This window comes from Photobacterium galatheae, from assembly GCF_000695255.1.
Lineage (GTDB): Bacteria > Pseudomonadota > Gammaproteobacteria > Enterobacterales > Vibrionaceae > Photobacterium > Photobacterium galatheae.
The window spans coordinates 27,658-54,597 of record NZ_JMIB01000040.1 but is presented as its reverse complement, the minus strand read 5'-3'; the positions used below and the strand labels follow the sequence as shown (position 1 = coordinate 54,597).

The 26,940-nt window shown below is 48.1% G+C and carries 23 protein-coding genes; 15 read left to right on the top strand and 8 right to left on the bottom strand.

The genetic code is table 11. From position 1 onward, the window contains the following. Window positions 1-125 precede the first annotated feature (125 nt). Window positions 126-1,025 carry a LysR family transcriptional regulator gene (locus EA58_RS19075; RefSeq protein ID WP_036756651.1) on the bottom strand — a complete coding sequence of 300 codons (900 nt, stop codon included), beginning with the start codon at window positions 1,023-1,025 and terminating at the stop codon, window positions 126-128. A gap of 131 nt (window positions 1,026-1,156) precedes the next feature. On the opposite strand from EA58_RS19075, the gene EA58_RS19070 reads away from it, so the two are divergent. Together EA58_RS19070 and EA58_RS19065 are read left to right on the top strand one after the other, a co-directional pair. After that, complete coding sequence (locus EA58_RS19070) at window positions 1,157-3,115, top strand: ligand-gated channel protein (RefSeq protein ID WP_036756649.1); 1,959 nt, start codon at window positions 1,157-1,159, stop codon at window positions 3,113-3,115. Window positions 3,116-3,211: 96 nt separating this feature from the next. Continuing rightward, the gene (locus EA58_RS19065) at window positions 3,212-4,609 is read left to right on the top strand and encodes a DEAD/DEAH box helicase (RefSeq protein WP_200872205.1); all 1,398 of its coding nucleotides are present in this window, start codon (window positions 3,212-3,214) and stop codon (window positions 4,607-4,609) included. Window positions 4,610-4,685: 76 nt separating this feature from the next. On the opposite strand, the gene EA58_RS19060 is transcribed toward EA58_RS19065, so the two are convergent. From EA58_RS19060 to pdhA, 3 genes are read right to left on the bottom strand one after another with little or no spacing between them, the layout of a single operon-like run. Next, the gene (locus EA58_RS19060) at window positions 4,686-5,846 is read right to left on the bottom strand and encodes a dihydrolipoamide acetyltransferase family protein (RefSeq protein ID WP_036756643.1); all 1,161 of its coding nucleotides are present in this window, start codon (window positions 5,844-5,846) and stop codon (window positions 4,686-4,688) included. Next, window positions 5,843-6,826 carry an alpha-ketoacid dehydrogenase subunit beta gene (locus tag EA58_RS19055; protein ID WP_036756640.1) on the bottom strand — a complete coding sequence of 328 codons (984 nt, stop codon included), beginning with the start codon at window positions 6,824-6,826 and terminating at the stop codon, window positions 5,843-5,845. The genes EA58_RS19060 and EA58_RS19055 overlap by 4 nt, the downstream gene beginning before the upstream one ends. Continuing rightward, on the bottom strand, window positions 6,819-7,907 hold the full coding sequence (gene pdhA / locus EA58_RS19050; RefSeq protein WP_036756683.1) for a pyruvate dehydrogenase (acetyl-transferring) E1 component subunit alpha: 1,089 nt from the start codon (window positions 7,905-7,907) through the stop codon (window positions 6,819-6,821). The genes EA58_RS19055 and pdhA overlap by 8 nt, the downstream gene beginning before the upstream one ends. Before the next feature lie 244 nt (window positions 7,908-8,151). On the opposite strand from pdhA, the gene EA58_RS19045 reads away from it, so the two are divergent. The 5 genes from EA58_RS19045 (at window position 8,152) to EA58_RS21165 (ending at window position 12,360) form a co-directional block, all read left to right on the top strand. Next, complete coding sequence (locus tag EA58_RS19045) at window positions 8,152-8,607, top strand: MOSC domain-containing protein (protein ID WP_036756638.1); 456 nt, start codon at window positions 8,152-8,154, stop codon at window positions 8,605-8,607. Window positions 8,608-8,764: 157 nt separating this feature from the next. Beyond that, window positions 8,765-9,223: a hypothetical protein gene (locus EA58_RS19040; RefSeq protein WP_051642240.1), complete on the top strand. Its 459-nt coding sequence runs from the start codon at window positions 8,765-8,767 to the stop codon at window positions 9,221-9,223. Window positions 9,224-9,386: 163 nt separating this feature from the next. Further along, complete coding sequence (gene trxC, locus EA58_RS19035) at window positions 9,387-9,815, top strand: thioredoxin TrxC (protein WP_036756635.1); 429 nt, start codon at window positions 9,387-9,389, stop codon at window positions 9,813-9,815. A gap of 110 nt (window positions 9,816-9,925) precedes the next feature. Further along, window positions 9,926-10,840, top strand: a complete 915-nt coding sequence (locus EA58_RS19030; RefSeq protein WP_036756632.1) for a cation diffusion facilitator family transporter — start codon at window positions 9,926-9,928, stop codon at window positions 10,838-10,840. Window positions 10,841-11,694: 854 nt separating this feature from the next. Continuing rightward, window positions 11,695-12,360 carry a TetR/AcrR family transcriptional regulator gene (locus EA58_RS21165; RefSeq protein WP_051642239.1) on the top strand — a complete coding sequence of 222 codons (666 nt, stop codon included), beginning with the start codon at window positions 11,695-11,697 and terminating at the stop codon, window positions 12,358-12,360. Window positions 12,361-12,437: 77 nt separating this feature from the next. Here EA58_RS21165 and nagZ read toward each other — a convergent pair whose 3' ends face one another. Then, the gene (nagZ, locus tag EA58_RS19020) at window positions 12,438-13,448 is read right to left on the bottom strand and encodes a beta-N-acetylhexosaminidase (RefSeq protein ID WP_036756628.1); all 1,011 of its coding nucleotides are present in this window, start codon (window positions 13,446-13,448) and stop codon (window positions 12,438-12,440) included. A 269-nt stretch (window positions 13,449-13,717) separates the two neighbouring features. Here nagZ and EA58_RS19015 point away from each other — a divergent pair, with 269 nt between their 5' ends. Continuing rightward, window positions 13,718-14,242 (top strand): DUF1097 domain-containing protein, encoded by a 525-nt coding sequence (locus tag EA58_RS19015; protein WP_036756625.1) that lies wholly within the window; start codon window positions 13,718-13,720, stop codon window positions 14,240-14,242. A gap of 4 nt (window positions 14,243-14,246) precedes the next feature. Here EA58_RS19015 and EA58_RS19010 read toward each other — a convergent pair whose 3' ends face one another. Continuing rightward, window positions 14,247-15,185 carry a precorrin-2 dehydrogenase/sirohydrochlorin ferrochelatase family protein gene (locus tag EA58_RS19010; RefSeq protein ID WP_036756623.1) on the bottom strand — a complete coding sequence of 313 codons (939 nt, stop codon included), beginning with the start codon at window positions 15,183-15,185 and terminating at the stop codon, window positions 14,247-14,249. 274 nt (window positions 15,186-15,459) lie between these two features. Here EA58_RS19010 and EA58_RS19005 point away from each other — a divergent pair, with 274 nt between their 5' ends. Further along, window positions 15,460-16,311, top strand: coding sequence for a sulfurtransferase (locus EA58_RS19005; RefSeq protein ID WP_036756621.1), 852 nt, complete (start codon window positions 15,460-15,462; stop codon window positions 16,309-16,311). 81 nt (window positions 16,312-16,392) lie between these two features. On the opposite strand, the gene EA58_RS19000 is transcribed toward EA58_RS19005, so the two are convergent. After that, window positions 16,393-17,211, bottom strand: a complete 819-nt coding sequence (locus tag EA58_RS19000) for a phosphate ABC transporter substrate-binding protein (protein WP_036756619.1) — start codon at window positions 17,209-17,211, stop codon at window positions 16,393-16,395. A 72-nt stretch (window positions 17,212-17,283) separates the two neighbouring features. After that, a complete protein-coding gene (locus tag EA58_RS18995; RefSeq protein ID WP_036756617.1) occupies window positions 17,284-18,147 on the bottom strand; it encodes a GGDEF domain-containing protein in 864 nt (287 codons plus the stop codon). Window positions 18,148-18,475: 328 nt separating this feature from the next. On the opposite strand from EA58_RS18995, the gene EA58_RS18990 reads away from it, so the two are divergent. The 6 genes from EA58_RS18990 to EA58_RS18965 all read left to right on the top strand — a co-directional run bounded on the left by EA58_RS18990 (window position 18,476) and on the right by EA58_RS18965 (window position 26,730). After that, complete coding sequence (locus EA58_RS18990; RefSeq protein ID WP_036756614.1) at window positions 18,476-20,116, top strand: ATPase RavA domain-containing protein; 1,641 nt, start codon at window positions 18,476-18,478, stop codon at window positions 20,114-20,116. Window positions 20,117-20,126: 10 nt separating this feature from the next. Continuing rightward, complete coding sequence (viaA, locus tag EA58_RS18985; protein ID WP_036756612.1) at window positions 20,127-21,581, top strand: ATPase RavA stimulator ViaA; 1,455 nt, start codon at window positions 20,127-20,129, stop codon at window positions 21,579-21,581. A 158-nt stretch (window positions 21,582-21,739) separates the two neighbouring features. Beyond that, window positions 21,740-23,134 (top strand): NfeD family protein, encoded by a 1,395-nt coding sequence (locus EA58_RS18980; RefSeq protein WP_051642238.1) that lies wholly within the window; start codon window positions 21,740-21,742, stop codon window positions 23,132-23,134. Window positions 23,135-23,137: 3 nt separating this feature from the next. Beyond that, entirely contained in the window at window positions 23,138-23,902 is a 765-nt protein-coding gene (locus EA58_RS18975) for a slipin family protein (RefSeq protein ID WP_036756672.1), read from the top strand. Window positions 23,903-24,139: 237 nt separating this feature from the next. Continuing rightward, window positions 24,140-24,622, top strand: a complete 483-nt coding sequence (locus EA58_RS18970) for a DUF3015 family protein (protein WP_036756610.1) — start codon at window positions 24,140-24,142, stop codon at window positions 24,620-24,622. A 260-nt stretch (window positions 24,623-24,882) separates the two neighbouring features. Beyond that, window positions 24,883-26,730, top strand: a complete 1,848-nt coding sequence (locus EA58_RS18965; RefSeq protein WP_036756608.1) for an Lnb N-terminal periplasmic domain-containing protein — start codon at window positions 24,883-24,885, stop codon at window positions 26,728-26,730. The last annotated feature ends 210 nt before the right edge of the window (window positions 26,731-26,940 follow it).

Below are 26,940 nucleotides of genomic sequence, written 5' to 3'. Positions count from 1 at the left end.
AAGTCACTGGATCCCCGCCTGCGCGGGGATGACAAAGTCTCCAGATCTTTCAGATGTAAACAAGAGACAGAGCAATCTCGGGTTGTCTTTATCATTCTGATGAGGATGATCTGATGGGAGTGTGGTCAGGACGAAGTTTGCCACTGTGCCGGACGGTGTGCCCGAAGTTTTTCCAGCAGTGCCTGAAGCTTGGCGGGGGGCCGGCCGGAAGGGTAGTAACAGGCAACACAGGCTGGCTCTGCCCGCCATTGTGGCAGACATGGGACCAGATTCCCCGGATGGGACTGACTGTAGCGATGTACAAACCAGGTTGGCAGTAAGCCGATGCCGTGGCCTTTGACAATGGTATCTGACTGTAACACCACGCTGTCGCTGATCAGCCGGGATGTGGCTGCCGGTAAAGTGACCACCTGGTTGCCATTGGTCAGGGAAATCCCATTTTCATTCACCATGTTGAGATTCACCCACTGGTGCGTGAGTAAATCGTTGGGATGTTCGGGTGTTCCGGCAAACTCAAGATAAGCAGGAGACGCATAAAGACCGTACTGCCAATAGCCTAACACCTCCCGACGAAAATCATTCTTGGGTGGTTTACCGACCCAGATCATGAGATCGACCTGATTTTCCATGTCCGGCAGATATTGATCATGTAACCGAATGTGAATATCCGGATAGCAATTGAGAAAATCGTCCAACACCGGACCCATCCAGCCTCGAACCAGACTGGTATGCACAGCAATGTTCAGCCGCCCATGAATATTTTCATTGAATGCCTGCAACGCTTCTTTACTTTGCGTGGCAAGTGCCAGCATCCGTTCACTGAATTCAAAAAAGATTTTTCCAGCTGCAGTCGGCTGTAAACGGTTGCCCTGACGGGCAATGAGCGTTTGTCCCAGCTCTGCTTCTAACTGACTAATCCGTCGACTGAAGGTAGATTTCGGTTGATTCAGCGCTTCAGCGGCAGCGGTCAGGCTTCGGTGCTGACAAAGGGCATGAAAGGCTTTGATGGTTGCCAAATCTTGCATGGCTTGAGATTCCTCTGGTTCATTTGTTCAGAATATGGAACAAACGATTCACTCTTTGATGCTTATATTCTCCATCCTAATCAATAGAATGCAGATGATTTTGAGAGTTATTATCATTTAGGAGAATATTGATGTCCAGTCGTATCCCTGTGTTTCTGCCCGTCAGTCTGGCTGTTGCAGCGGCAATCAGTTCGTCAGTACAGGCGCAAGAGCAGAATGCGTTCACAGAAACCATGGTGGTGACCGCCTCAGGTTTTGAGCAGGTTCAGACCGATGCACCAGCCAGTATCAGTGTGATTACCCGTGACGATCTTGAGAAACGTTATTACCGAGATCTCACCGATGCATTGCGGGATGTTCCTGGCGTGGTTGTCACTGGCGGGGGTGGGAATACTGACATCAGCATTCGTGGCATGGGCGCGAAATATACGCTGATTCTGGTCGACGGCAAGCGTCAGACCTCACGTCAGACGCGTCCGAACAGTGACAGTTCTGGTATTGAACAGGGTTGGGTGCCACCGCTTCAGGCCATTGAGCGGATTGAGGTGATTCGCGGCCCGATGTCGACGCTGTACGGCTCTGATGCCATTGGTGGTGTCATCAATATTATTACCCGTAAATTTGATCAAACCTGGTCGGGGAATGTTCAGCTCGACACCATCTTTCAGGAGAACCGTCAGTCTGGGGATCAGAACAGTGCAAACTTCTTTTTGAATGGTCCGCTTGGCAGTGACAAGCTAGGAATGCAGTTGTACGGTCAGGTCACACAACGTGATGAAGATGAAATCCCCCACGGTTTTGAAGATAAAGACTTGCGCAGTGTAACTTCCAAACTGCTGTACAGCCTCAACGACAGTCATCAGCTGATTCTGGAACTGGGAGCTTCAGAGCAGAACCGCACAGGAACGGTTGGAAAATCGGTTCCAACCGAAGGTTGTCGTGGTGGATGTGAAGATTCTGAAGATGAGTATCGCCGTACCTATGCAGCGATCACCCATCAGGGAAACTGGGGTTTTGCAACCTCGACCACAGATGTCCAGCGTGAAATGAATAAAAACTACAGTCGTCAGATTGAGGAAGTGAATACGCTGGTGAAGTCCAGTTGGGTGATCCCGGTGAGCAATCATCTGCTGGTGACCGGGGCAGAGTTTAACGATGCTGAGCTGGATGATAAAACCACGAATCAGGTCTCAGACCGAACCCATATCAGCAATCAGCAATGGGCGGTGTTCCTTGAAGATGAATGGCGTTTGAGTGACAGTTTCTCGCTGACACTTGGCGGACGGGTTGACGATGATGATAATTTCGGCAGCCATTTCAGCCCACGCGCTTATGGTGTCTGGCGAGCAACGGATGACTGGACGTTCAAAGGGGGGGTGTCAACAGGCTACCGTTCACCAACGCTGCGCGATATCACGCCTGACTGGGGCCGTGTCAGCCGGGGCGGGAACATTTACGGCAACCCGGATCTGAAACCGGAAACCTCTGTCAATACAGAGCTGTCGATGATTTATTCATCACTGGACAACACAGTGTTCAGCCTGACAGTGTTCTATAACCAGTTCGAAGATAAAATCACTCGTGTGGCCTGTCCGGCATCAATATGTACAGACGGCCCCAACCAGTTTGGTGCTGATCCGACCTATCAGGTCAACATTGATGAGGCAACAACACAGGGTGTTGAACTCAGCTATGGCATGTATCTGACAGAAAGTCTGCAGGCAAATGCGTCTTATACCTACACCGACTCAGAACAGAAATCCGGTGAGTACAAAGGCCGGCCACTGAACCAGTTGCCTGTTCATTTGGCAACCCTGGGTACAGACTGGCAGGCAACGGACAAACTGAACCAGTGGCTGAAAGTGACTTACCGTGGCAAGGAGAATGATCCGGTGACCACACCGTCCAGCTCAACCATCACGGAACCAGCCTATACCTTCGTGGATTTAGGCATCGGTTATCAGTTGACCGATCAGGCCAAGTTGAAGGCTGCGATTTATAACGTATTCGATAAAGAAGTGACCTATGAAGATCACGAGTATATTGAAGACGGACGCCGTTACTGGCTGGGCCTGGATATTGCTTTCTGATCTGTTTGATTGAATGTAATGCCTTGAAATCAAGTCGTGGTCAAGCCTGAGAAGTATGGTATAATCCGCCGCTAAATTTCATCCCCGTTGTGAGCCATGTCACAGGTGTGCAGCGGGGATTTTCTTTGTGTTAGAGCGTTTTACCGGAGCAATACTTTGCACTTTAAAGATCTTGGGCTTGACCAGCGACTGTTGAAAAAATTAAATCACATGGCCTTTGAGCAGGCGACGGAAGTCCAGCAACAAGCGATTCCCGTAGCGATTGCTGGAAAGGACTTGCTGGCTTCCTCGAAGACCGGTTCCGGTAAAACACTGGCATTCCTGTTGCCTGCGATGCAGCGTATGTATCGTGGCAAACCTTTCACCAAGCGTGATCCCCGTGTTGTGATCCTGGCGCCAACCCGTGAACTGGCGAAGCAGGTTTATACGCATCTTCGCATGCTGAATGCTGGTACCCCTTACGATAGTGCTCTCATTGTGGGCGGTGAAAACTTCAATGACCAGGTGAAAGCTTTGCGAAAAGATCCGATGTTCGTTGTGGCGACGCCGGGACGTCTGGCTGATCATCTGGAACATAAAAGTACTTATCTGAACGGTCTGGAAATGCTGATTCTGGATGAAGCAGACCGGATGCTGGATCTGGGTTTTGCCCCACAGTTGCGTAAAATTCATCAGGCTGCCGATCACCGCAGCCGTCAGACCATGATGTTCTCTGCGACGCTGGATGATCCGCAAGTGATCGACATCGCTTCAGAAATGCTGAAAGACCCGAAACGGATTGCGGTCGGTCATGCGGCACAGGATCATGGTGATATTGAGCAGCGATTCATGCTGTGTGATCACTTGGATCATAAGCAAGCGATCCTGGATCGTCTGCTGGAGCAGGAAAACTACGATCAGGTGATCATCTTTACGGCAACCCGGGAAGATACGGATCGCCTGACGGCTTTGCTGAATGAGCGTAAACTGAAAGCGGTGGCTTTGAGCGGGAATCTGACTCAGCCTCAGCGCAACAGCATCATGAGCCAATTCGAACGAAATGCACATAAGATTCTGGTGACGACAGATGTTGCATCACGCGGCCTGGATATCAGTAAAGTGTCGCATGTGATTAACTTCGATATGCCGAAACACGCTGAAGAATATGTTCACCGGATTGGTCGTACTGGTCGTGCGGGGAACAAGGGAGATGCGGTTTCTCTGGTTGGCCCGAAAGACTGGAAGAGTTTCAAGAATGTTGAAGCTTTCCTGCAGAAGAAAATTACGTTCACAGTCCTTGAAGGGCTGGAAGGGAAATTTAAAGGTCTGAAACCTGCGCCGAAGAAGAAATTTACGCCGAAGAAAAATGCAAAGGCCAAGCCTCAGCAAGCTGAACGTAAAGTAGCGGCGAAACCGAAGAAGAAACTGGATAAGCGCTTTTACGACAATATGGCAGTCGGGGATAACGTCTTCATGCCGAAAAAGAAAAAACCGGCAGCACCTTCGGAAGAATAAAGTGCAACCTCCGGTGACGAAATCGCGACAGGCCAGCAATTGCTGGCCTGTTTGTGATTACGGTATCAGACGTGCTTTAACCGTGAGGTTTCGAGAGATGTTCGACGATTGCTTTGACAAATCGGGCCGCTTCGCCGCCAGTACAGGCTCTGTGGTCAAATGTTACTGACAGCGGCATGGCTCTGACCGAAACGGGCTTATGATTGACCAGAATCAGTTTTTCAATCAGGCGTCCCGCTCCCACAATGGCGACCTGAGGGGGTGTCACTACCGGTGTTGCATAGATGCCAGCAATGGCCCCGAAATTAGAGAGCGTAATCGTCGCGTGCTGGAATTCTTCCCGGCCCACTTTTCTGGCCCGAATGCTTTCGGCAGTTTCATTAATCCATTGCCGAATGGCTTTCGGATTCAGAGTGCCCGCGTCTTTCAGCACTGGGACATAGAGACCATGCGGGCTGTCAACTGCAATCCCGATGTTGACTTTGTGGTGAACGCAGCGGGTCATGGTTTCAGCATCAAACCAGGCATTCATTGCCGGTTCCTGTTCACAGGCACTGACCACAGCCTGAATTAAACGCGCGGTAATATCTTCCCCTTTAGGCCATTTATCCAGCAGGGCTTCCTCTGTGATCGTGACTGCAGCGATCTGCTGGTGGGATTCCGTCATGCTGCCGACCATTGTGCGGCGGGCACCTTTCAGGACTTCCGTTCCGGGTAACTGTTGATCACAAGCATGGTAAACATCCGCATCAATAATGATGCCATCTGCGCCGCTGCCTGTGATTTTCTGGAGGTTCACACCGAGCTTCTGAGCCAGTGCACGCGCAGAAGGCAGTGCGCTGATATGCTCGGCGGATGGTTTCACTTGGCTGCCGACCCAAAACTCATCGACATTCACGCTGTGAGATTGATGGGAGACGCTGCCGACAACCGTCGCTGCATCAGCACGTTGTTTACTTTTTGCCGCGACTTGTTTTTCCTGATTTTCTGTATCGGCAGAATTGGTTTCGTCAATTTCCATCAGCAGACTGCCGATAGAAATCACATCCCCTTCATTGCCGTGTCGGCTGACGATGGTGCCACTGTATGGCGCAGGCACCTCGACGGTGGCTTTCGCCGTTTCAACCGTCAGGACGACCTGATCAACTTCGACAACGTCGCCGACCTTGACATGCCATTCGATAATTTCAGATTCAGCGAGTCCTTCACCAAGATCCGGTAAGGAAAAAGATTTCATTTCCACCCCTCCACAAGTTGTTTAGCCGCAATCATGATGTCTTCTTTATTAATCATGAAATAGTCTTCATTGCGGTAGTACGGCATGACTGTGTCCATTCCAGTGACCCGGATAGGGGGCGCTTTCAGAAGACACATGGCTTTTTCTGAGACCTGCGCAATGAGTTCAGCGCCAACTCCGCAGGTTTTACTGGCCTCATGAACCACCAGCAGCCTGCCGGTTTTTTCAAGTGAGGCCACAATGGTATTGATGTCAATTGGCTTAATCGACGCCAGATCGATCACTTCCGCTTCGATGCCCATTTTGGAGAGTTCATTGACCGCCTGAAGTGACTCAACGACACAGGCTCCCCAGGTGACTAACGTTAAATCCCGGCCCTTTCGAAGTGTGAAGCACGTATCCAGTGGCAGAGCTTCACCATTGTCAATGACCTCCGATTTCACGGTCCGGTAGATGCGTTTTGGCTCAAAAAACATGACGGGATCATTACTGCGAATCGCCGCCAGCAGTAAGCCGTAGGCTCTTTTGGGCGAGGACGGAATCACGACTTTTAACCCCGGTGTGTGCGCGAAAATTGTTTCAATGCTTTCGGAGTGGTGCTCTGGCGCGTGAATTCCGCCACCAAAAGGTGCTCTGAAAACAGCAGGGCAGGTGAGTCGTCCTCTTGTTCTGTTCCGCAAGCGGGCTGCATGACACATTAAATGCTCCAGCGCAGGGAAGACAAACCCCTGAAACTGGAACTCGGCCACAGGTCTTAATCCCTGGCTGGCCATGCCAACAGCAACGCCCCCGATCAATGCTTCAGCCAGCGGGGTATCGATGACACGTTTCAGCCCAAATTTCTGTTTGAGCCCAACCGTCGCGCGGAAAACGCCGCCATTGTCACCGACATCTTCGCCCAGAACGATGACATCCGAATCTTTTTCCATCTCATGATGCAGGGCTAAATTGACCGCTTCGAGCATGGTAATCTCAGCCATGGTGGCCTCCCTGCATACGCATTGCTTTATTGATAATGGCATCTCGTTGCGGACGGATTTCTTCCGTCGGCTCTTCGTAAAGATAATCAAACGCAGACTCAGGTGGCTGTGGCGTCATTGCAAGATACCGTTCGACCGCTTTTTCGACTTCCTGCCGACATTGGGCCTGCCAGGCTTTTTCTTCTTCGTCTGACCACGCGCCTTGCGCCATTAAAAATGTTTTCAGACGCTTGATCGGTTCATATTGCCAGGCCTGCTGAAGTTCATCTTCATTGCGATACCGACTGGCATCATCAGCCGTTGTATGATCGCTCAGACGATAGCTGACCGCCTCGATCAGGGTTGCGCCTTTGCCTTTGCGGGCGCGATCCAGACTTTTCATGATGGCGTCGTACATGGCAATAATGTCATTGCCATCCACAGTCATGCCGGGAATCCCAGCGCCTTTTGCTTTGTCTGACAGGAACTCCGCGCCACACTGTAATTTCCGGGGGACGGAAATTGCCCACTGGTTGTTGTTAATGACAAAGACCAGGGGAATGTTCCAGGCGCCAGCACAGTTAATTGACTCCAGGAAATCTCCTTTTGATGTCCCACCGTCACCACAGGTGACTAAAGCGGCATGATGACCCCCCTGAATTTTCAAGGCAGCAGCCACGCCAACCGCATGCGTACATTGTGTTGCAATCGGTACACAGAAGGGCAGGTCGCGGCAGTGGCGGTCGTCAAAGGAAAAATCACTGCCTCGCTCGTCGCCGCCCCAGTATTGCAGGTTCTTTTCCATCGCTATCCCACGTGCCCACATGGCAGGCATATCTCTGTAATAGGGAATAAAGACATCGTCTTTTTTCAGCGCGCGGCCCATTGCAATCCCAATGGCTTCAGAGCCCAGATGGGAAGGATACGTGCCCAGTTTCCCGGTGCGCTGAAGTGCGACTGCTTTGTTGTCATAAACCCTGGTCAGCACCATATCGCGATAAAAACCCTGCAGAGTGACAATATCTGCCCATGCCGGTAGTGGCGCAGTCAGTTGCCCCTGAAAGTCTAAATATCGGTGCATACTTAAGGCTTGAACATTCATATCAAGCTCCTTTTTGAGCTGCCCGGAATTGTTGAGCAGCAAATTCATAGTGGTTGATAGCTCATTGCTGGCGTTGCATAGTATGTGTTTGTAAATTCTTGGTTTGCTAAAGCACTTATAATTGTAATCAAAGTGTTAAAACTTGCTTCAAAAGCAGACGGTTAACAGAGTAAAGAATTCGGTACAGCATGAATTATTCTAGTGAATTGTGCTGCTATTCTGAGGTTGAAAGGGAGATTTTTGGATGAAGCTGATAGGAATTGCCAGACGAAAAGCGTCACGTGCTGTGATGGAAGAGCTGGAACAAATTAATGTATCGCAGGAAAATGGAGTTAAAGGGGATTTCCGCGGTAAACCAGGCAAACGTCAGGTCACTGTGCTGACTTTGGACTCCTGGCTGGATGCATGCAAAGAGGTTGGAGAGCAATTGCCGTGGACCATCCGGCGGGCGAATTTACTGGTGGAAGGGACTCGTTTTTCGCAGGCCAATGTCGGAGATGTCATCACGATTGGGACACTACGTTTGCAGATCACGCGAGAGACTGATCCTTGCCCACGCATGGATGAACAATTTCAGGGAATGACACAGGCGTTGAAGCCTGAATGGCGTGGCGGTGTTTGCTGTCGTGTGCTTTCTGGCGGGGATATCAAACTTGGTGATGAGGTTTTCGTCGAGGCTTCCGCCAGTGAGATGAGTTAGATGACTGAACTCAGTCTGCATACATTTGTCTTACTCCTGAGAAATCGCAGACTTTGAACATTGTGCTGTATGAATTTCACTCATACTTTGGATTGTCGTACGGGAAGTCAATTTAGTACCACGCTTCCCGTGTTTTTACTGCCAGAAGTGAGTGAAAATGAAGTTGTCACTGATTGCTTTTGTTGCATGCTTTGCTGGCTCTGCCTGTTCTTCGCAGAATGCGAACATTTACGCGCAGCAGGAGAGGTATGTGCAGCAGACATGCTATGACCATTCAGTTGTTGATAATTATGCCAGCAGTTTCAATGTGTTTCTTTCTGAGCGTAAAAAGGAACTGAAGGTTCTTCAGCCAGAGCTGACAACAGAGAACTACCGGCAACTCGATAGCGCATTGAATCATTTTGCAAATTATTGGAAAACGCTGAATAAAGAGCGGGATCTTGCCTGTGAGCGGCAGGCAGCTTGTGAGTTTATGCAGATGAAATCACCCGAGATAAAGCTGGCTGATGCCGAAATGTGTGACGGCTCTGAGTTTATGTACAGTGTCAGCCGGGCAAAAATTATCTCTTTCTTTAGCGATATTGAAAGGTTGCAGCTTCAGCGAACGGATTTTTAATCGGCGTGGATGCCTAGAGAGCAGTGCGTTTGATTGATAATATCGTCGTTTGTGCAAGCGGATACACTGTGCTGGGCTTTCATCCAGTTGTGATATACTGCTGGAAAATTTCTGCCTGAGGGTTTACTAACCACCTGAAAGTTGGTTTAGTATGAAGAAAAACATGCCGAGTTTTAATGTGAGCTGCCCGCATTGTCAGCAAAACGTATCATTGCAAACCACTTCTTTATCAAACACTGTCACCTGTCCACATTGTTCCAAAGCTGTATTAGATGGCAGGCCGGTTGAAGCTGACAGTCGCAACTTTGCTGCATTGATTCAAAGCCCTAAGCCTATTGTGGTGACATTTTGGGGAAATCGCTGCGCGCCTTGTCAGGCATTTAAGCCTGTGGTCGAGCAAGTCGCTCAACAAAAGAAACAATATCGTTTTGCCCGCGTGAATGTGAATCAGCATCCTGAACTGGCAAAGCGATACAGAATCAGAGGTGTTCCAACTGTTCTGGTTTTCAGAAAAGGTAAGCAGCAAGCTGCTTTGAACACCGCATTACGTAAACCAGCCTTTCTGAAGTGGCTGGAAGAAACACTGAGCTGAAGACAGTTGATTGGCTGTTCAGGTTCATCAAGCCGTCATGCTGGCATGGTTGACTAACCATCAGGCAGACAATTTATGTATGTTAATTAGAGATATAAAAGGAGGAATTTATGGCGACTTGCCGTAAAGTTAGTAAGGAACGTCTGGCATTGAAAATGTCTCTTGCCGGTACGGTTCTCCTTGCCACCCTGGGTATTGGTTATGGGCTGTACGTTGGATCGAGTGCGATCCTTCTTGATGGTATGTTTTCATTTCTGAGTATGGGTATGACAGGCCTGAGTCTGTATACCGCTTACCTGGTCTCAAGACCGGACGATGACCACTTCCAGTTTGGTTACGCCCACATCGAACCTTTGATCAATGTCGTCAATGGCTTGCTCATCTTGGTAACCTGTTTGTTTGCACTCGCCAGTGGTGTGCAAACCATTGTCAATGGTGGCCATGAAGTTGTCTTGGAACATGCAATGGTGTATGCAATTTTGTCGACCATTTGCTGTTTTGGTATTTACTTCACGGAAACCTACATTGCCCGTAAGGAAGACTCTGAACTGGTTCGGGTCGACTCACAGGAATGGTTGGTCGATGGTATCTTGAGTGCCGCAATTTTAGTCGGTTTTATGCTGGTCATGGTGTTTGATAAATTAGGCTATTCTCACTGGAATGCCTACGTCGACCCGATTCTGGTATCTGCCATGGCGATTGCGGCTTCTGTACTACCGATTAAGGTTCTTCGCCGAAATATTCGGGAAGTCCTGCTGGTTGCACCCCATGATAAGGTACAGTCCAGCGTGAATCGTGTGATTGAAGACTTATCGAAGCAATATCATTTCGATGACTATACGCATCATTTTGCCAAAACCGGACGTCAGTACGATTTAGAGATTAATATTCTCGTGAAAGATGATCAGTACTGGACAACAAAACGTCAGGATAAAATTCGCCAGTTACTTTGGGATAAGTTGAAGGGAGAGTTAGGGGACACATGGTTGTCTGTGACCTTTACGGGTCAAAAGCGCTGGTTGTAACCTAAATACCTTTCACTTTCAGAATAAAATACGGCCAATATGGCCGTATTTTTTATTAGTTTTTTTTATGCTGTTTCTAAAGAATCATAAGGCAAATAATGCTGGCAGTTCGTTTAAAAAAAACGCACAATAAGCACGGCTAAAAGATAGCCACCGGTGCACTATCCGCAAAACGAGAATTGGAAAGCAGCGTTTCATCACTTTACTCAGTAAGTGATTGATACTGAGACCCCTTATGAGCATGTTTTTCAATGTAGTCTTGCCCAACCGGAGGCTAAAGAACCACTTTGTTGTGGTTTTCGTGGCTTAGAAACTGTTTTTGAATCGCCGATAGGCGCAATGATTATCCGGATTGGGGAAGCGACATGTTCGAGACATTACTAGTGATGGCATTTATTATCGGTGGGTTAGTCACGGTACTGAAAGAAAAGAAAACCTGCAAAAACATCAACTATTCGAGCAAGTCACTGTAATTCAAGCAGACAGTCTCAGAATTTAAAGCAAAGGCGCCTGATGATGGCGCCTTTGTTGTTTTTGGACCGAATTGTTTGGCGCAGCAACCGATTTCAACTTGCCTCTAGGGATACCGCCATCCCATCTCCCTTTTCCCCGCCTTTCATCGTTTGGGAACCATAGACACGCCACAGGGGCTGATCATGTGAGTAACCAGTGATGTCGATTGATTTCTGTTCGGCTTCGTTGCAAAGGATGAGATGTAATCGTAAGACATTTATATTGACCAAATATAAATCTATAAGATAAACCGCTTGTAGAGTTTATGTAACGAGAGGTTTCCGATATTATTGGCGTGAATGCAAACATTTACTTTTCATAAACATAAAGGATAGGTCGAGATGGCAGCTAGTTCTCGAAAAACAACCAAGGGAGAACTTACCCGACAAAAAATAATAGAGGCGACGCTGGACTTGATTGCAAGTCGTGGGCTGAATAGTCTGTCACACCGGAACATCGCGAATGAAGCTCAGGTGCGACTATCTCTGACGAGTTACTATTTTGAAAGCATGGATCATCTCATTCTATGTGCTTTTGATGAATTTGCCCGGCGTGAAGTGTTGCAAATTCAGTGGATTCAGCAACAAGTCGATCAGATTCTGGAGCGTTATCCCGTTGAAGAAGAGGTGAGTCACCGGCATGCATGTATTCAGGCGCTGACAGATTTACTGACGCAATACATTTTGACAGAACTGACGGATGATAGTCGAAGAAAGCAATTGACGGTTCGGTGTCATTTCTTATTTGCTTTGGGGCAGTCACAAGCACTGATTCACAGAGTGAGTGCTTATAAGTTACAAGTCTTAAATCTGGTGAAAGAAACGGCAATCAAAATTGGCAGCCCCTCGCCAGAAGTGGATGCAAATCTGGTGGTTTTTACTTTCCGGGAGTTTGAGTTTTCTCTGGTGAGTGGTGATGAAAACTTTAACCAGGAAATTGTTTCTGAAACCCTTAAGCGACTGTTGTCGACACTGATGATGACGCCCTATCAGCAGATGAATCCTTAGTTCCCCATACGTTGTTCGCCCTTTACGAAATATCGCCCGATGTCGTCGGGCGATTTTCTTTGTGATCTATACAGGCGTTACACGTTTTGAGTCTTTTCCTGCCATTCATCCCGCAGCTTGCGAATGCTTTGAGCGCGGTTCTTCCATTCTGTTGTGCTGATCATCTCTTTATAACTGGCAAAAGGCTTTTTCAAAAGCGTGTTCAGCAATGGAACCTGAGTTTGTGGCAGTGCTTCCAGTGCTTCAATGGCACCCACGCGATTATTACACAGCATGACCATGTCACAACCCGCCTGAAGCGAAGCTTGTGCGCGGTCACCATAACTGCCCAGTACATCGGCACCTTTCATATTTAAATCATCAGAGAAGATGACCCCTTTGAAATTCAGTTGACTGCGCAGTATTTCCTTCAACCAGTATTCAGAACCACTGGCTGGTTTCGAATCGAATGTCGGATAAATTACGTGGGCCGGCATCATGGCATCCAGCAGGTTTTCTTCAATTAAGGTTTTGAAGACCGACATGTCATGATCGATAACACGGCTTCGTTCATCAATTGGAGTTTCAAGGTGAGAGTCGGCAATCACGCCACCATGTCCCGGAAAATGCTTTCCGGTTGCCGCCATGCCGGCATCTTTCATGCCCTTGATGAATTCTCCTGCGAACCGGGCTATTTCAGCGGGATGATCAGAAAAGGCCCGATCGCCAATAGCTTTACAATCAAAGCCGATGTCCAGTACCGGAGCAAGGCTGAGATCAATATCCATGGCTAATAATTCAGCAGCCATCAACCATCCGCCTTCACGGGCAAGGGCAAGACCGTTTTCAGAAGCCGCGAAGGCTTTGGCTGGAGGCAAAAGGGTGAATCCATCTCTGAAGCGTTGTACACGCCCGCCTTCCTGATCAACTGCAATGAGCAGAGGGCGTTTGGCTGCCTGACGAATGGACTGGGTCAGGGCGAATAATTGTTCTCTGTCGTGGTAATTTCGGGCGAAAAAAATAACACCGCCGACAGTCGGGTGTTGAAGAATTTCACGCTCTTCGGCATCAAGTTCAAAACCTGATACATCTAGCATTAGTGGCCCCATTTTGGCACTCCGTATACAGAGAGAAACGTCGGTTTCAGAAGCAGAATGCGATACGTTAACACAAGCTGTGGTCAGCCCAAACTGCAAAGTCACTGGTAAGGGGCGCATTCGGAAGTGTTATATTTGATTCAGATCACTTATTGGTTGTTTTTGTTTCATTGTTATCACATTTAATGTGATCGGTATCGATTTAAATTGAGGGGATAATCTCTAAACTGCCTTTTTGATGGCGTGTGATATCGCCAGTTATAAATAAACAGAGAGGCAACATGTCAGTACTGATTGCTATCGCCATCACAACAGGCATTTTATCGGGCGTGTGGGGCTGGGTCGCTGTATCTTTCGGCTTGCTCAGCTGGGCTGGATTTCTTGGATGCACAACTTTTTTCGCTGCCCCTAAAGATGGCATGAAAGGTGTTGGACTTAGCCTGGCGACCAATATGAGTGGCGTGGCTTGGGCAATGCTGATCATTCATGGCTCTGAATGGATTGGTATTGATATTCTTGGGTACGTTGTGACGGCTGTTGTGTCGTTTTTGATGTGTGTTCAGGCAAAGCGTGAGTGGCTGAACTTTATTCCCGGAACCTTTATTGGTTGCTGTGCCACCTTTGCTGCGGGTGGAAACTGGCAGTTAGTGATTCCGTCACTGGTCTTGGGTGTCTTGTTTGGTTATGCCATGAAAACTTCAGGTTTATGGTTGAAATCACGCTCGGAGCAATGCGCTAAGCAAACAGCGGCGGGCTCTGATTTAACTTCTGCCGCTGTCTCTTCAAACGCTGTCTCTTCAAAATAGTCGGCTACAGAGAAGGAAGCACAAGGCTGTTTTGCTGGGTGCAGAGCTGAACCAGCGATTCGGGTGTGCTTCCTTTTTCAATGAAGATGCAAACGCGTACTGATTGTTGAAGCAATAACGCAGCCTTTTCGGCTAACGCATCAAGCTGACAATGCGCTCTGTCGGCATCACGTCGACAAAGGTCGATAAATTCTGCCTGTGTCTCTTCATTCGTGTAAAGCACCATCTCTGCCTGCTGCATGAGTCGTAGCGCTTTCAAGGTCAGCATTTCTGTGTCTGTGCCGGTTTCAATCAACCAGAGTGTTCCCGTATTTTGTGCGGGCTCTGCAAGCAGACTTTGAAAAGCTGTTTCCAGGACTTGTTCCGTTTGGGCATGTTCGACTTGAGGCAAACGGAAAAACTGTTCCCAAAAATGTCTGCGCTGGTCAATTGTGTGAAAGTGCTGTTTCAGTCGCTCTCTTTGTTTGCCAGCGTAAGCTGCCAGCAGAGAAAGATTCTGTGCCAGCTGTGTTTCTAATTTTTCTCTGAGGAAACGCACGAGTACCGGAGAGGCACCACCGCTGGAGATTGCAACCTGTATCGGAGAACGGTCGATCATCGAGGGGGTGATGAAGTCACAATGTGCCGGGTCATCTACGGCATTGACCCAAATTCGTTTTTGCTGCGCATCTCGAAAAATTCGCGTGTTTAACTCCCGATCATCTGTGGTTGCCCACACTTGATAGTAATCTCCAAGAATTGAAGATTTATACGACTCTGCCAGCCAACGTATTTTTTGCTGGATCGCCAGTTTTTGCAGTGTTGGGTGTAGTCGGGGAGAAACCAGCGTGATGTCTGCACCAGCACGAAGCAGGAGTTCAACTTTGCGGCAGGCGATCTCTCCACCACCAATAACGAGGACGGGTTTGTTGACCAGTCGAGTGAATACCGGGAAATAGTCCATGATTGCATCCTTGCTGTGAACGGCCAATCGACATTAACCTGATGATCTGTGTGATTCAAGCATCTTTCAGGGTTGTTCATCTCTGGAATTGTAAGAAAATGGTTTAGTCTTGAGGGGTTAACTGTTATCACTATGTTTCGCGGGCGTGGTCAGTACAGCGTTTTCGAAGACGAGAGGCCTAGTGAGTGCTGATGTGAGCACGAAGATTTCAACAGATATATCGGTTTGATTTTCAGAACAATCTTAAATTTTTAATGGGTTAGGTGAGGGATATATGGCAAATGACGAATTACCATCATCGGTCGTGAGTGTAGACTGGTTGCTGGAAAATCTGGATGCAAAAGAGATTGTGATTCTGGATGCCAGCTGGTTTATGCCGGGCAGTGGGCGAGATGCGAAATCAGAATGGATCAATGAGCGTCTTCCTGGGGCAAAATTTTTCGACTTTGATCAGGAAATTTGTGACAGGCATTCTCACCTGCCGCACATGTTGCCGGATGAAACACAGTTCTCACGTCAGGTTTCCGAGCTGGGAATCAGTAACGACAAGCAGATCGTTGTGTATGACACACAGGGACTGTTTTCTGCGCCACGTGTCTGGTGGATGTTCAAAGCCATGGGGCATGATGCGGTTGCTGTATTAGATGGTGGGCTGCCAGCCTGGAAAAAAGTTAACGGTCCGTTAGTTTCTGGTGAGCCGGAAAAGGTTCAGCCTGATACTTTTACTGCACGGTTCCGCACTGAATGGGTTACAGATGCGCAGTCGCTGCTGTCGAAACTGGATGATCCAAAGACAGTTGTTTTAGACGCACGTCCTGCTGCCCGTTTTTATGCCCAACAGCCAGAGCCTCGTGAAGGGGTTCGAAGTGGCCATATGCCGAACGCCAAAAGTCTGCCATTCGGGCAGCTTGTCAAAGATAATCAGCTTCTGTCACCTCAGTTGCTTAAACAGCGGTTTGATGCGATTTCTGACGAAGATCAGCATTTGATTTTTAGCTGCGGTTCTGGTGTGACAGCATGTATTCTGGCACTGGCGGCTGAGGTTGCCGGTCGTGAAAAGCTGACGGTTTACGATGGTTCCTGGACGGAGTGGGGCGCAGGATTGAAGTATCCGGTTGAATCGTAACTCAGTTTGTCGAAGCTCGGGTGAGTGGAGAACTCGGCAGGCCGTCTTGCTCGGGATTGTCAGGCAAGACGGCGAAAGTCATTAGTGGCGCACTGGGATATAACCACGCTCATGCAGGAGTGACTGGCCTTCTTTCGACAGGACAAAATCCAGGAAATCACGGCCTTCTGAGGTTATTTTTGCGTTTTTATAAAGCATGATAAAAGGACGTGAGATTTGATATTCGCCAGATTCGAGATGGGTCAGTGTCGGTGTGATTCCTTCATATGACAACGCTTTGACTGAATCATCGAGCGAGCCAAGAGACAGGTAACCGAGTGCGTGACGATTCCGAGCAATCAGGCTTTTCACCATACCGTTGGTATTGACGACCAGCACTTTAGCATTGATATCCGACACTTTTTTATCGCCAATATTTCGGGTGAGTCCCATAAAATCTTCAAAGGAAAAACGAGAGCCGGAAGCATTCTCTCGGCTGACAACTGCGATGGGCAGATCGGGTCCGCCGACTTCTTTCCAGTTCGTGATTTTTCCTTGATAAATTGCGATGACCTGAGCTTTCGTCAGTGTGTTGACCGGATTGGCTTTGTTGACCACAAGCGCAATGCCGTCATGAGCAATAATGGTGCTTTCGACATCAGGGCGTATTTCATCATCTTCCAGAAAGCGTGAACTCATGCCGAGTTCCGAAGCGTTTTGTTTGACGGCTGCAATACCTGCTGAAGACCCGGTTCCCTGAACGGCAATCTGGGTATCCGGGTGTTGTGTCTGGTAGGTCTCTGCCAAGACTTCAAGGACATGGCTGACTGAAGTCGAGCCTGAGACTGTGATGGTTTTGGCTTGGGCCTGCATCGGGAGCAGGGTAATAAAGGCCAGCAAAGAGGCCAGACGATACAGCATTGCGTGTCTCCGTAAAACTTGAGCGATAAAACCGCTATGGTATGACGAAGTTATGACAGAAATGTGAATCAGTCAGCAGCGGGCTTTTTGCTCTTTGTCTTCGTACATTGCATTATCGGCTTTTGCCAGCAACATATCAGGGTCACTCAGGTTGCCGGGATGAAAAGGGGTTAACCCGACACTGATACCCAGCTTGAATGTTTCTCGCAACGATAGCGTCTGTTCATAAAGCTGCTCCAGCCATTCCTGACTTTGAGCCTGATCTGCACTTGGCAGCAAGACAACAAATTCATCACCGCCAATGCGGTAAATCTGACTGCCTGTGGGTGAATGTCTGAAAAGGATGTTCGCGATTTCAACCAGAACCAAATCGCCCTGATGGTGGCCAAGGCGATCGTTCACTTGTTTGAAATTATCAATATCGATATAGGCCATAATGCCGCGATTCAGGTGAATTGCCATATGATCAAATCGTCTGAACAGCGATCTGCGATTTTGAAGGCCGGTCAGGTCGTCTTGCAGGGCCTGTCGGCTCAGCTCCAGTTCCAGCGCGCGTGATTTAGCAACTTGTTCTTTCAGCCGTACGATCAGTTCACGCCGTTGGTGAAGAATTTTGATGAAACAAAAACACAGTAAAAAGACCCCGATGTTTGAAAAGACATCATCGGTTCTCATGAGCAGCCAGTGTGTCGATAACTCGGGGATTTCATCCAGGAGATCGGCAATCACACCTAACCCATAGGTACAGGCAGACACAAGCAGCAAAACCTTCATTTCTTTGCTTGCGACTTCTCGAACCAGCAGCATGATAAGCGCCAGTGTCAGACTGGAGGTCACGGCGTCCAGGTTACCTTTCATCGGGATAAAGGTTGTCCCCAGAACCCCTAAACACACAATAATTGTCAGCCCGGTAGGCAATTGAGAGATCTTTTTCATAATTGAGTAAAATGTTAACACGATGAATGGGTCTCGGGTAGCACTATAAAAGCACTTTCGTGAGACCTTCCCCACATCCTGTTTATCTGGTGCAATCCATTACAATCTGTGATCTTGTTCTAGTGATATAGCAATCATTAATGGAATCATTGATTACTGTGTGCTGAGTCGCGAAATAGTTTGATATATCTGTTTTGTAACAAAATATGTAGTTTAACAAGCTTGTAACAATGTGTTTTTTACGGCTATTCTCAGGCTAGAGCAGGTGGTTGAATCATGGCCGCTTGGCTCAGACACAGCACATATAAGCATCGAGGAATAGATATTTATGCTATCAATGGCGGCCAATTCCCTTCCAAATAAAGCGCTGCTTGCTGAGCGGGTAGATAAGCTGATTCATGCGCTGTCGAATGGCGTTTATGAAAGAGAGCATACAATCCGTCTCTGTCTCTTGTCTGCTTTGGCGGGCGAGAGCGTGTTTTTACTTGGCCCTCCCGGAATCGCCAAAAGTTTGATTGCCAAGCGTTTGATTGAAGCATTCGATGACAGCCGCTTTTTTGATTATTTAATGACACGCTTTTCAACACCGGAAGAAGTATTTGGACCATTGTCGATTCAGGAACTGAAAGATCATGGTAAGTACGTTCGACTGGTGGATGGCTACCTGCCAACGGCTGAAGTGGTTTTTCTGGATGAAATCTGGAAAGCGGGTCCGGCAATTCTGAATACTCTCCTCACGGTTGTGAATGAGCGCACCTTTAAAAATGGTCAGGAAACACTCCAGGTGCCAATGCGCTTGTTGATTACCGCATCGAACGAATTACCGGACGAAGACAGCGGTCTGGAAGCTCTGTATGACCGGATGCTGGTCAGAGTATTTGTCAACCGCATTCAGGAAAAGCAGAACTTTAAAGCCATGCTGATGGGGGAAGGCCCAGACATGGCAGAAATACCGGAAGGTCTGAAAATCAAAGCCGACGAGTATCAGCAATGGCAGGCTTTGATTGATCATGTTTCACTGGAAGAAGAAACCTTTGAGACTATCTATCAGTTAAAACGGGTGATTGAAGAGAAAGTTGAAAACGGCGAAAGCAATGAACTCTATATTTCTGATCGCCGCTGGAAAAAGTCGTTACGTTTGTTGAAAGCCAGTGCATTTTTTAATGGCAGGGACAGCATTAATCCTCTTGATCTGCTCTTGTTGCAGGAATGTCTCTGGCACAGCCCTGAATCGCGTCAGGATATTCGCGATACTTTGCGTGATTTTGCGTCGAACACGGTTTTCGGGCAGCAAGCTGCAACGCAACAGGCCGATACGGCCCAGCATCAAATTGAAGAAGTACATCAGGAAGTGGCCAGCAAGCTTAGTATGACGTTTGGTCATGACACCTTGATGGGGAAAGAAAGGTACAAGTACGATTTTTCCAGCGCAAAGCGTTATACGGTCAATCGCAATCCCCGCATGATCAAGCTGGTAATGTTGCAGCATAACCCGTCTGTTTCTGAGCAGGAAACTGGTGACAGTCGCTGGGTGTATGTCGATGGCGATGAGTTCGAGAAAAAGATCAAGACCGGTCACTGTGATATCTACGGCTTTGTGAATAAAAATACCCATCTGTGCCGGTTGCACTTTGAAATTGATGCCAGTGATCGTCTGGTGATCAAAGATATTGCCAGCCGGAATGTACTGGTCGGGATCGCCGGTGACTATGGGGTCAGTCAGGACCAACTGGCCGGCTGGCAGCAAAAAGTTCAAGAGGCCACCGATGCCATTCACGAAGCAGCGCATTTGCTGAAACTGGCCCGCAGCCGTTTTCATGGCGCATTGCCGCATAATTTTGTTGACCCGGAATTTCCGGTGCTGATTGAGCAGAGTCTGGCAACAGCCAGCGAGGAGATTGAAACAATTCAGCGTCATCTGGACAAAAGTGCGATGCGTTTGACCCGTTTGACGGAATATTTCGCTTAAGGGGGTTAAGATGCCAGTCACGGAAGGGATTAATCTTGCAATGATGCTGGCTGAATCCGGCATGATTGAAAATGCTGTGAATGAGCTGATGACGCGTCCACAGCTCATGATGGCAGCAGAAGCAAGCCCGGGCATGAAGTCTGCCATGAAGTTACAGATTCAGAAATGGCGGGGTTATGTACAGCATCGGATTGCGAAAGTCGATGTTGCCGATCGCTTTAGTCAGGAGCTTGCCTTGTATCAAAAAGTCAGGCAATGGTCGTCTGAAACTTTCATCGACAATGCAGAACAAGTGGTGAAAGAGCTCGAAGAGACCTCAGGTTTTTACTTTAAAGCACGTAAGCTTTTAGAACATGAACAGAAAAAGCATAACCCCATGTTCCACAGCTATTTCTGTCATCAATGGTATGAGCATCTGCAGGAGGCACTGAAAGCGGCGCAACAGAATGAGCTGGAACATCATAAAGATGAGTTGTTGAAAGATCTGTACCAGCGCATCGAAACCATGCAGCAAATGGAAAAAGTGGATGAGGCCGGCGATGAAAAACGTGCTGGCCGGCTGTGGGATATGGCCAAAGCCAAGTTGACCCGCACGGATGTTGAACGCTTAAAATCCATTACGAAATTCTTACAAAAAAGTAGTGAGTTACAGGAAATTGCAGACTCCCTCGGCCGAATGGCCAATGAAGTCGATGATCCCAACCAGGCGCGTGTACAGAGTGAAGAACTGAAAATGGTTGAGGAGAAGAGTGACAGCGTCACAGATGATATTGTTGGTGTTCATCCCAGCGATGATCTGGCTCGGCTCTTGCCAAATGAAGCCATGTTTCTGGCGTATCCGGAATTGGAAGTGGTCTTTTATAAGCATCTGGTGGATAAACGTTTGATGAATTACCGGATGCAGGGGGCGCAACGTAAACTGCGAAAAGTCAAAGCCTATAAAACTCAAAGTAAGCAAGTTGAGCAGGACAAGGGGCCTTTTATTGTTTGTATTGATGCCTCGGGGTCAATGTCCGGTTATCCAGAACAGTGTGCAAAAGCGCTGGCATACGGCCTGATGCAAATTGCGCTGGCTGATGAACGTGATTGCTATGTCATGCTGTTTTCTACTCAGCATATTACGTACGAACTGACGAAGCAGGATGGCTTAAGTGAGGCTCTGAATTTTCTGTCGTATTCATTCCACGGCGGAACTGACTTGTCACCGGTACTGGAACAGTCGATCGAATTGATGGGCAGTGAAAAATATAAAAATGCAGATTTGATTGTTCTGTCTGACTTTATTGCGCCTTCCCAATCCCCAGACATGCTGGAAAATATCGCCCGGCTCAAAGCGCATAAAAACCGATTCCATGCTGTTTGTCTGTCGCGTTACGGCAATCCGGCACTGATGGAAATGTTCGATACTCATTGGTCACATCATCCTTCGGCCTTTGAGCGGTTGTTCTCGCGTCAGGCATCCTGAAACCTGATTTCTGACGGGGCAATTGAAACAGCCCCGTGTCGTATTCAATACAGCAGTTTTTTTCTGTGCGCTATGCTTAAGATGAAGAATTTCCTGATGTAAACGCAGCGGGTTTTTCCATCTGCCTCAGTCAGGTACGCGAATGGGGAGCATGCGCCATGAAGCTGTTTTCCTTTTTAGCTCTTGTGTTGACCCTGCTCTGCTCGTTCAGCACTCGGGCTGATGATGTCTGGGTGGTGACGATTCAGGGGGGGATTGGTCCCGCTGTGAGTGACTTTGTCTCCAGAGAAATCGAAAGCGCACAAGAGAAACAGGCGAAGCTGGTTATTCTGAAAATGGATACGCCTGGAGGGCTCGATACCTCCATGCGCGAAATCATTCGCGCGATTACCACATCTTCGGTTCCGGTTGCGACCTGGGTTGGCCCGGCGGGTTCTCGGGCTGCCAGCGCAGGAACCTATATTCTGTATGCAAGTCATATCGCGGCCATGGCACCCGGAACAAACCTGGGCGCGGCGACACCTGTATCTCTGACCGGACCGGCCGGTGGAAAAAAAGATAATCCATTCGGCGGTCAGGATAAGCCAGAGCCTGATGCAAAAGATGATTCATCGGCAAAAAGTGCCGAGAAAGAGTCAGCCTCAAATGATGAGGTGAAAGCAGAGAGCGCCATGGAGAAGAAAGTGATCAATGACGCTGCCGCTTATATCATCAGTCTTGCGAAGCTTCACGGAAGGAATGAAGTCTGGGCAGAAAGAGCAGTCCGTGAAGCGGCCAGTCTGGATGCGGAAGAGGCATTCAAAGAAAACGTAATCGACCTTCTGGCCACTGATCTGGATGATCTGATTCGTCAGTCGGACGGTCGCACCGTTCTGATTAATGGGATTCAGCAAGCGATCCAATTGCAGAATGTTGCCTATGTTGAGCGAGAGCAGGACTGGCGGTTTCAATTACTGGCTGTGATTACCAATCCGAATGTGGCTTATATTCTGATGCTCATCGGAATCTATGGCTTGTTGCTGGAGTTCTATAATCCAGGTGTCGGTCTGCCCGGGGTCTTGGGTGGCATTTGCTTGTTACTGGCGATGTATTCGTTGCAGTTGTTACCGGTGAGCTATGCCGGACTTGGGTTGATCATTCTGGGGATTGTGCTGATGGTCGCTGAAGCATTCAGTCCCAGTTTTGGTATTCTCGGTTTTGGCGGCATCGCAGCCTTTGTGATGGGGTCTGTGATGCTGATGGATACAGAAGAACCGGGCTATCAGATAGCCTTGCCACTGATTATTGGTCTGACCGTCACTTCGGCACTATTTACATTTGTGATCCTCACGCTGTTGTTAAAAACACGCCGGAAACCGGTCACCACAGGTGCTGAGATGCTGGCGAGTGACGAGGGAAAAGTCGTGAGTGGTTTTCCGGGTGAGGGAAGGGTACTGGTTGAAGGCGAAATCTGGCAGGCAAGATGCGATACGCCGCTTCGGGTCGGCCAGTCGATTGTCGTGAAACACGTAGACGGGCTTTGTTTACATGTTGAAGCCAAAGAGAAGGAATAAATGATGATTACTTACTCCCTGGCAACCATTATTGTGTTTGTGATTGCGCTGATTATCAGCATGTTCAGAGTGCTGCGCGAATATGAACGCGCAGTCGTTTTCCTTTTGGGCCGGTTTTATGAAGTCAAAGGCCCGGGGTTGATCATTATTATCCCCATTATTCAGCAAATGGTTCGGGTAGACTTGCGTACCATCGTATTAGATGTGCCCACTCAGGATTTGATCACCCGAGATAATGTCTCGGTCAAAGTGAATGCCGTGGTGTATTTTCGGGTGATTGATCCCAAAATGGCGATCAATAATGTTGAGAATTATCTTGAAGCCACCAGCCAATTGTCCCAAACCACATTACGTTCTGTATTGGGGCAGCACGAACTTGATGAATTACTCTCTGCCCGGGATGAGCTGAATAAAGATTTACAGGGTATCCTCGACATGCACACTGACAATTGGGGCATCAAAGTTGCGAACGTTGAGATTAAACATGTCGATCTGGATGACAGTATGGTTCGCGCACTGGCCCGACAGGCAGAAGCTGAACGTTCCCGCCGTGCAAAAGTGATTCATGCGACCGGTGAACTTGAAGCGTCTAAAAAGCTGATGGAAGCCGCCGAAGTGTTGAATAAAGCACCGAATGCCGTTCAACTCCGTTATTTGCAAACATTGACAGAAATCGCCAATGACAGAACAACAACCATTGTTTTTCCGCTGCCCATTGACCTGATCGATAAAATAAATGCATTGAAGGGGAATCAAGAGAAACCCTGATTTCAGGGGAATTGACCAACAAAGCCATACAGAAACTATGCCAGAAATGGACGAGTGACTAAATTTTTTACATTTTTTGCAGATTAATTATTTGTTTTATGGGTCTGAGCTAAAAAGTAATGAATGAAGCGATTAATCCAATGATATAAATTGAAATTCCACTAAAGATTGTTATGATTTGCGACGCATAGAGTTAATGCAACACTATCGTATTAAAATAAAGCGTAAGGAATAACAATGAAGAAAGTAATTGCAGCGGCAGTACTCGCAGGTTTGATGCCATTTTCTCAAGCAATGGCTGATGACGATATCGGTTGTGGTCTGGGTTCTATGGTTTTTGCCGGTAAAGAAGGCAAAGTATTTAAAGTGCTGGGTGCAACAACAAACGGTACTTCTGGTAACCAGACTTTCGGTATCACTTTCGGTACGCTGGGTTGTGAAGGTGAAGGCACTGTTAGCTCTAAAGAGAAGCTGGCAATGTTCATCGACGGCAACATGGACAACCTGGCACGCGACATCGCACGCGGTGAAGGTGAGACTCTGGCAACTCTGACTGACGTTTGGGGCATGAGCGACGAAGCGAAAGCTGAGTTCAACACTCAGGCTCGTACCAACTACGCAGCGATCTTTGCATCAGAGAACGTGACTTCTGCAGACGTTCTGGCAAACCTGAATACTATGGTTGCTGATCAAAATACGCTGGCAGCTTACGCACTGTAATTCTGGTTACATTCGTGATCTGCCTGGATACAGCGCCTCAGGGCGCTGTATCTTTTTCAGATAATTTTCTTAGAAAACGGTTTCAAATAACTTTTTCAGGAAATATACCCATCAGATTCTTTCTGGAATGTTTACTTTGTGAGTCGTCTGCTTTGTGAATGATTAACTTCGTACGTGTGCAGACCACGGCAATATTCCAATGGGTATAGAAAGCATGGAAGTATGTTTGTTTGTATCCATCTGACCCCCATCGATTTCACATGAAGACCTGGTTAACTCTGCTTCCTTTCTCCGTATTCAGCTGTTCAGCATTGGCATTCACAACGCAGGACATTCAACAGCTGTCTGAATCTCAATACTGGCATACGCTGGGTCATTATCAATCGGGGATCACCGGCTCTTTCAAGAGTCTGGTTGACTCACCGACGTTTTTTATCAGTGAACAGGGGAAAACGAATCCTTTGGCTGAGCTGAATGCGACCGTGGATGTTTTCGAAACAGAAGCCAAGGCGTTCACCGGTGAGCCTGCCAATGACAGTTTCAGCTGCCGTTATCCGGCACGTTTTCATTGGTTGAAAGAAAAATTACAGACGGACTGGCCAAAGCCGGTTTGTCCTCAGCAGGAAGTCTGGAAACAGGCGCTGAACCCGAAAGGTTTAACCTTGGTTTTCCCAACGGCATTTATGAACAGCCCGTCTTCGATGTTTGGGCATACCTTACTTCGGGTTGATGCCAAAGATCAGACCCGGCATCGTGAACTGGTTGCATTTGCGGTGAACTTTGCGGCAACCCCTGAAGCGGATGACAATGCATTTCTTTATGCCGCGAAGGGCCTGATCGGTGAATATCCGGGCTACTTCACTGTGATGCCATACTACCGGAAGGTTCGTGAATATAACGATTTAGAATCCAGAGATATCTGGGAATACACCATTGACTTCAATGAGCAGGAAGTTCAGCAGGTTTTACGTCATCTATGGGAAATGAATGGCGTCGAATTTGATTACTACTTTATTGATGAAAATTGCTCGTATCAGTTGCTGGCATTACTGGAAGCGGGCAGAGAAAATCTGGATCTGACTTCGGGTTTTGATCTTCAGGCAATCCCATCTGATACCGTCAAGGTGCTCAAAGAAAAGGGGCTGATTCAACTCCCGGAATACCGGGCTTCGTTTGGTACTCGCCTGATGCATTATGCGGAGCAGTTGTCTGATGAACAACTTCAGGCCGCCCGTGATGCGATGAACGGACAATATCCGACTGACGGAACGCCGGCTGAGAGAGCGGCGACGCTGGAAATGGCCTATGAGTGGATGAATTTCGAGTTTTATGATCAGGCGTTACCGCGTGATGTCTATGCTCCGAAATTACAGAAACTCCTCTTAGCACGAAGCCAACTGGATACACCTTCTCCATTTTCAGAACCGCCAAGACCTGTGATGTCGCCTGATGAAGGGCATAACTCGACCCGTTTGGGGCTGGGTTATCGTTACAGCAAGCATGAAGCGGATCAGGCGTTACTGGAGTGGCGTATTGCGTACCATGACTTGCTGGATAATGCGGGAGGCTACATTCCGGGGGCGCAAATCAGCTTTTTCGATCTCCAGCTTGGGGTCGATCGGCAAGGAAAGGTCGATCTGAATCAGCTGTATCTGATCGATGCGATGTCTCTGGCTCCTGATTACAGAGTCTTCGACTCACTATCCTGGAATATCCGGGCCGGTTATGATCGCCAGCCGGATGAAAACGGTCTGACAGGCCGGTATTTCATGCAGGGTGGGTACGGTAAATCCTGGGGAGATGCGAATTCACTGCACGCTTATGCATTGATGTCATCCGAGTTGAGTTACTTTGACGCTCAGGGAGAAAATCTCAATCTGGGGTTCGGGGCCGAGTCAGGGGTTGTCTGGCAGGCAAGTGATGCGCATAAGCTGGCGTTGTCTGCACAGGGGCTTTACCAATGGGATGCAATGCGCTGGCGAACGGAAGCCAAGGCAAGCTGGCATTGGGCACTGACACAGCATCTTGGCCTGAGAACACAACTGCAATATCAACAATGGCAGCGAGATGATTTCTCATCCTCTGTGCGACTGTACGCCTATTTTTGATTGCAGCGGACCAATGACTGAAGTCCCTTCAGAACCCGGAAGGGACTTATTTATTCAGGCTGCTGGTGCCATTCAATGAGCAGGCTTGAAGATGTAAGATTTCGCAAAATGAAGAACAATTTTGCTACCAATCTGCAGGCAAAACCTATATTCTTGGCGCCCTTATTTCCCTGGTTTATCAAACGTTCTGACTTTTAGTACGCCACATTT

Excerpts from the sequence above, each read along its gene's own strand:
- EA58_RS19040 (WP_051642240.1), top strand. The coding sequence starts at position 8,765 with ATGAAGTTGTCACTGATTGCTTTTGTTGCATGCTTTGCTGGCTCTGCC.
- EA58_RS18965 (WP_036756608.1), top strand. The coding sequence starts at position 24,883 with ATGAAGACCTGGTTAACTCTGCTTCCTTTCTCCGTATTCAGCTGTTCA.
- EA58_RS19005 (WP_036756621.1), top strand. The coding sequence starts at position 15,460 with ATGGCAAATGACGAATTACCATCATCGGTCGTGAGTGTAGACTGGTTG.
- EA58_RS19075 (WP_036756651.1), bottom strand. The coding sequence starts at position 1,025 with ATGCAAGATTTGGCAACCATCAAAGCCTTTCATGCCCTTTGTCAGCAC.
- EA58_RS19060 (WP_036756643.1), bottom strand. The coding sequence starts at position 5,846 with ATGAAATCTTTTTCCTTACCGGATCTTGGTGAAGGACTCGCTGAATCT.
- EA58_RS19010 (WP_036756623.1), bottom strand. The coding sequence starts at position 15,185 with ATGGACTATTTCCCGGTATTCACTCGACTGGTCAACAAACCCGTCCTC.
- EA58_RS18970 (WP_036756610.1), top strand. The coding sequence starts at position 24,140 with ATGAAGAAAGTAATTGCAGCGGCAGTACTCGCAGGTTTGATGCCATTT.
- pdhA (WP_036756683.1), bottom strand. The coding sequence starts at position 7,907 with ATGAATGTTCAAGCCTTAAGTATGCACCGATATTTAGACTTTCAGGGG.
- trxC (WP_036756635.1), top strand. The coding sequence starts at position 9,387 with ATGCCGAGTTTTAATGTGAGCTGCCCGCATTGTCAGCAAAACGTATCA.
- nagZ (WP_036756628.1), bottom strand. The coding sequence starts at position 13,448 with ATGGGGCCACTAATGCTAGATGTATCAGGTTTTGAACTTGATGCCGAA.
- viaA (WP_036756612.1), top strand. The coding sequence starts at position 20,127 with ATGCCAGTCACGGAAGGGATTAATCTTGCAATGATGCTGGCTGAATCC.
- EA58_RS19045 (WP_036756638.1), top strand. The coding sequence starts at position 8,152 with ATGAAGCTGATAGGAATTGCCAGACGAAAAGCGTCACGTGCTGTGATG.
- EA58_RS19000 (WP_036756619.1), bottom strand. The coding sequence starts at position 17,211 with ATGCTGTATCGTCTGGCCTCTTTGCTGGCCTTTATTACCCTGCTCCCG.
- EA58_RS18995 (WP_036756617.1), bottom strand. The coding sequence starts at position 18,147 with ATGAAAAAGATCTCTCAATTGCCTACCGGGCTGACAATTATTGTGTGT.
- EA58_RS19070 (WP_036756649.1), top strand. The coding sequence starts at position 1,157 with ATGTCCAGTCGTATCCCTGTGTTTCTGCCCGTCAGTCTGGCTGTTGCA.
- EA58_RS19065 (WP_200872205.1), top strand. The coding sequence starts at position 3,212 with ATGTCACAGGTGTGCAGCGGGGATTTTCTTTGTGTTAGAGCGTTTTAC.
- EA58_RS19055 (WP_036756640.1), bottom strand. The coding sequence starts at position 6,826 with ATGGCTGAGATTACCATGCTCGAAGCGGTCAATTTAGCCCTGCATCAT.
- EA58_RS19015 (WP_036756625.1), top strand. The coding sequence starts at position 13,718 with ATGTCAGTACTGATTGCTATCGCCATCACAACAGGCATTTTATCGGGC.
- EA58_RS21165 (WP_051642239.1), top strand. The coding sequence starts at position 11,695 with ATGGCAGCTAGTTCTCGAAAAACAACCAAGGGAGAACTTACCCGACAA.
- EA58_RS19030 (WP_036756632.1), top strand. The coding sequence starts at position 9,926 with ATGGCGACTTGCCGTAAAGTTAGTAAGGAACGTCTGGCATTGAAAATG.
- EA58_RS18990 (WP_036756614.1), top strand. The coding sequence starts at position 18,476 with ATGCTATCAATGGCGGCCAATTCCCTTCCAAATAAAGCGCTGCTTGCT.
- EA58_RS18980 (WP_051642238.1), top strand. The coding sequence starts at position 21,740 with ATGAAGCTGTTTTCCTTTTTAGCTCTTGTGTTGACCCTGCTCTGCTCG.
- EA58_RS18975 (WP_036756672.1), top strand. The coding sequence starts at position 23,138 with ATGATTACTTACTCCCTGGCAACCATTATTGTGTTTGTGATTGCGCTG.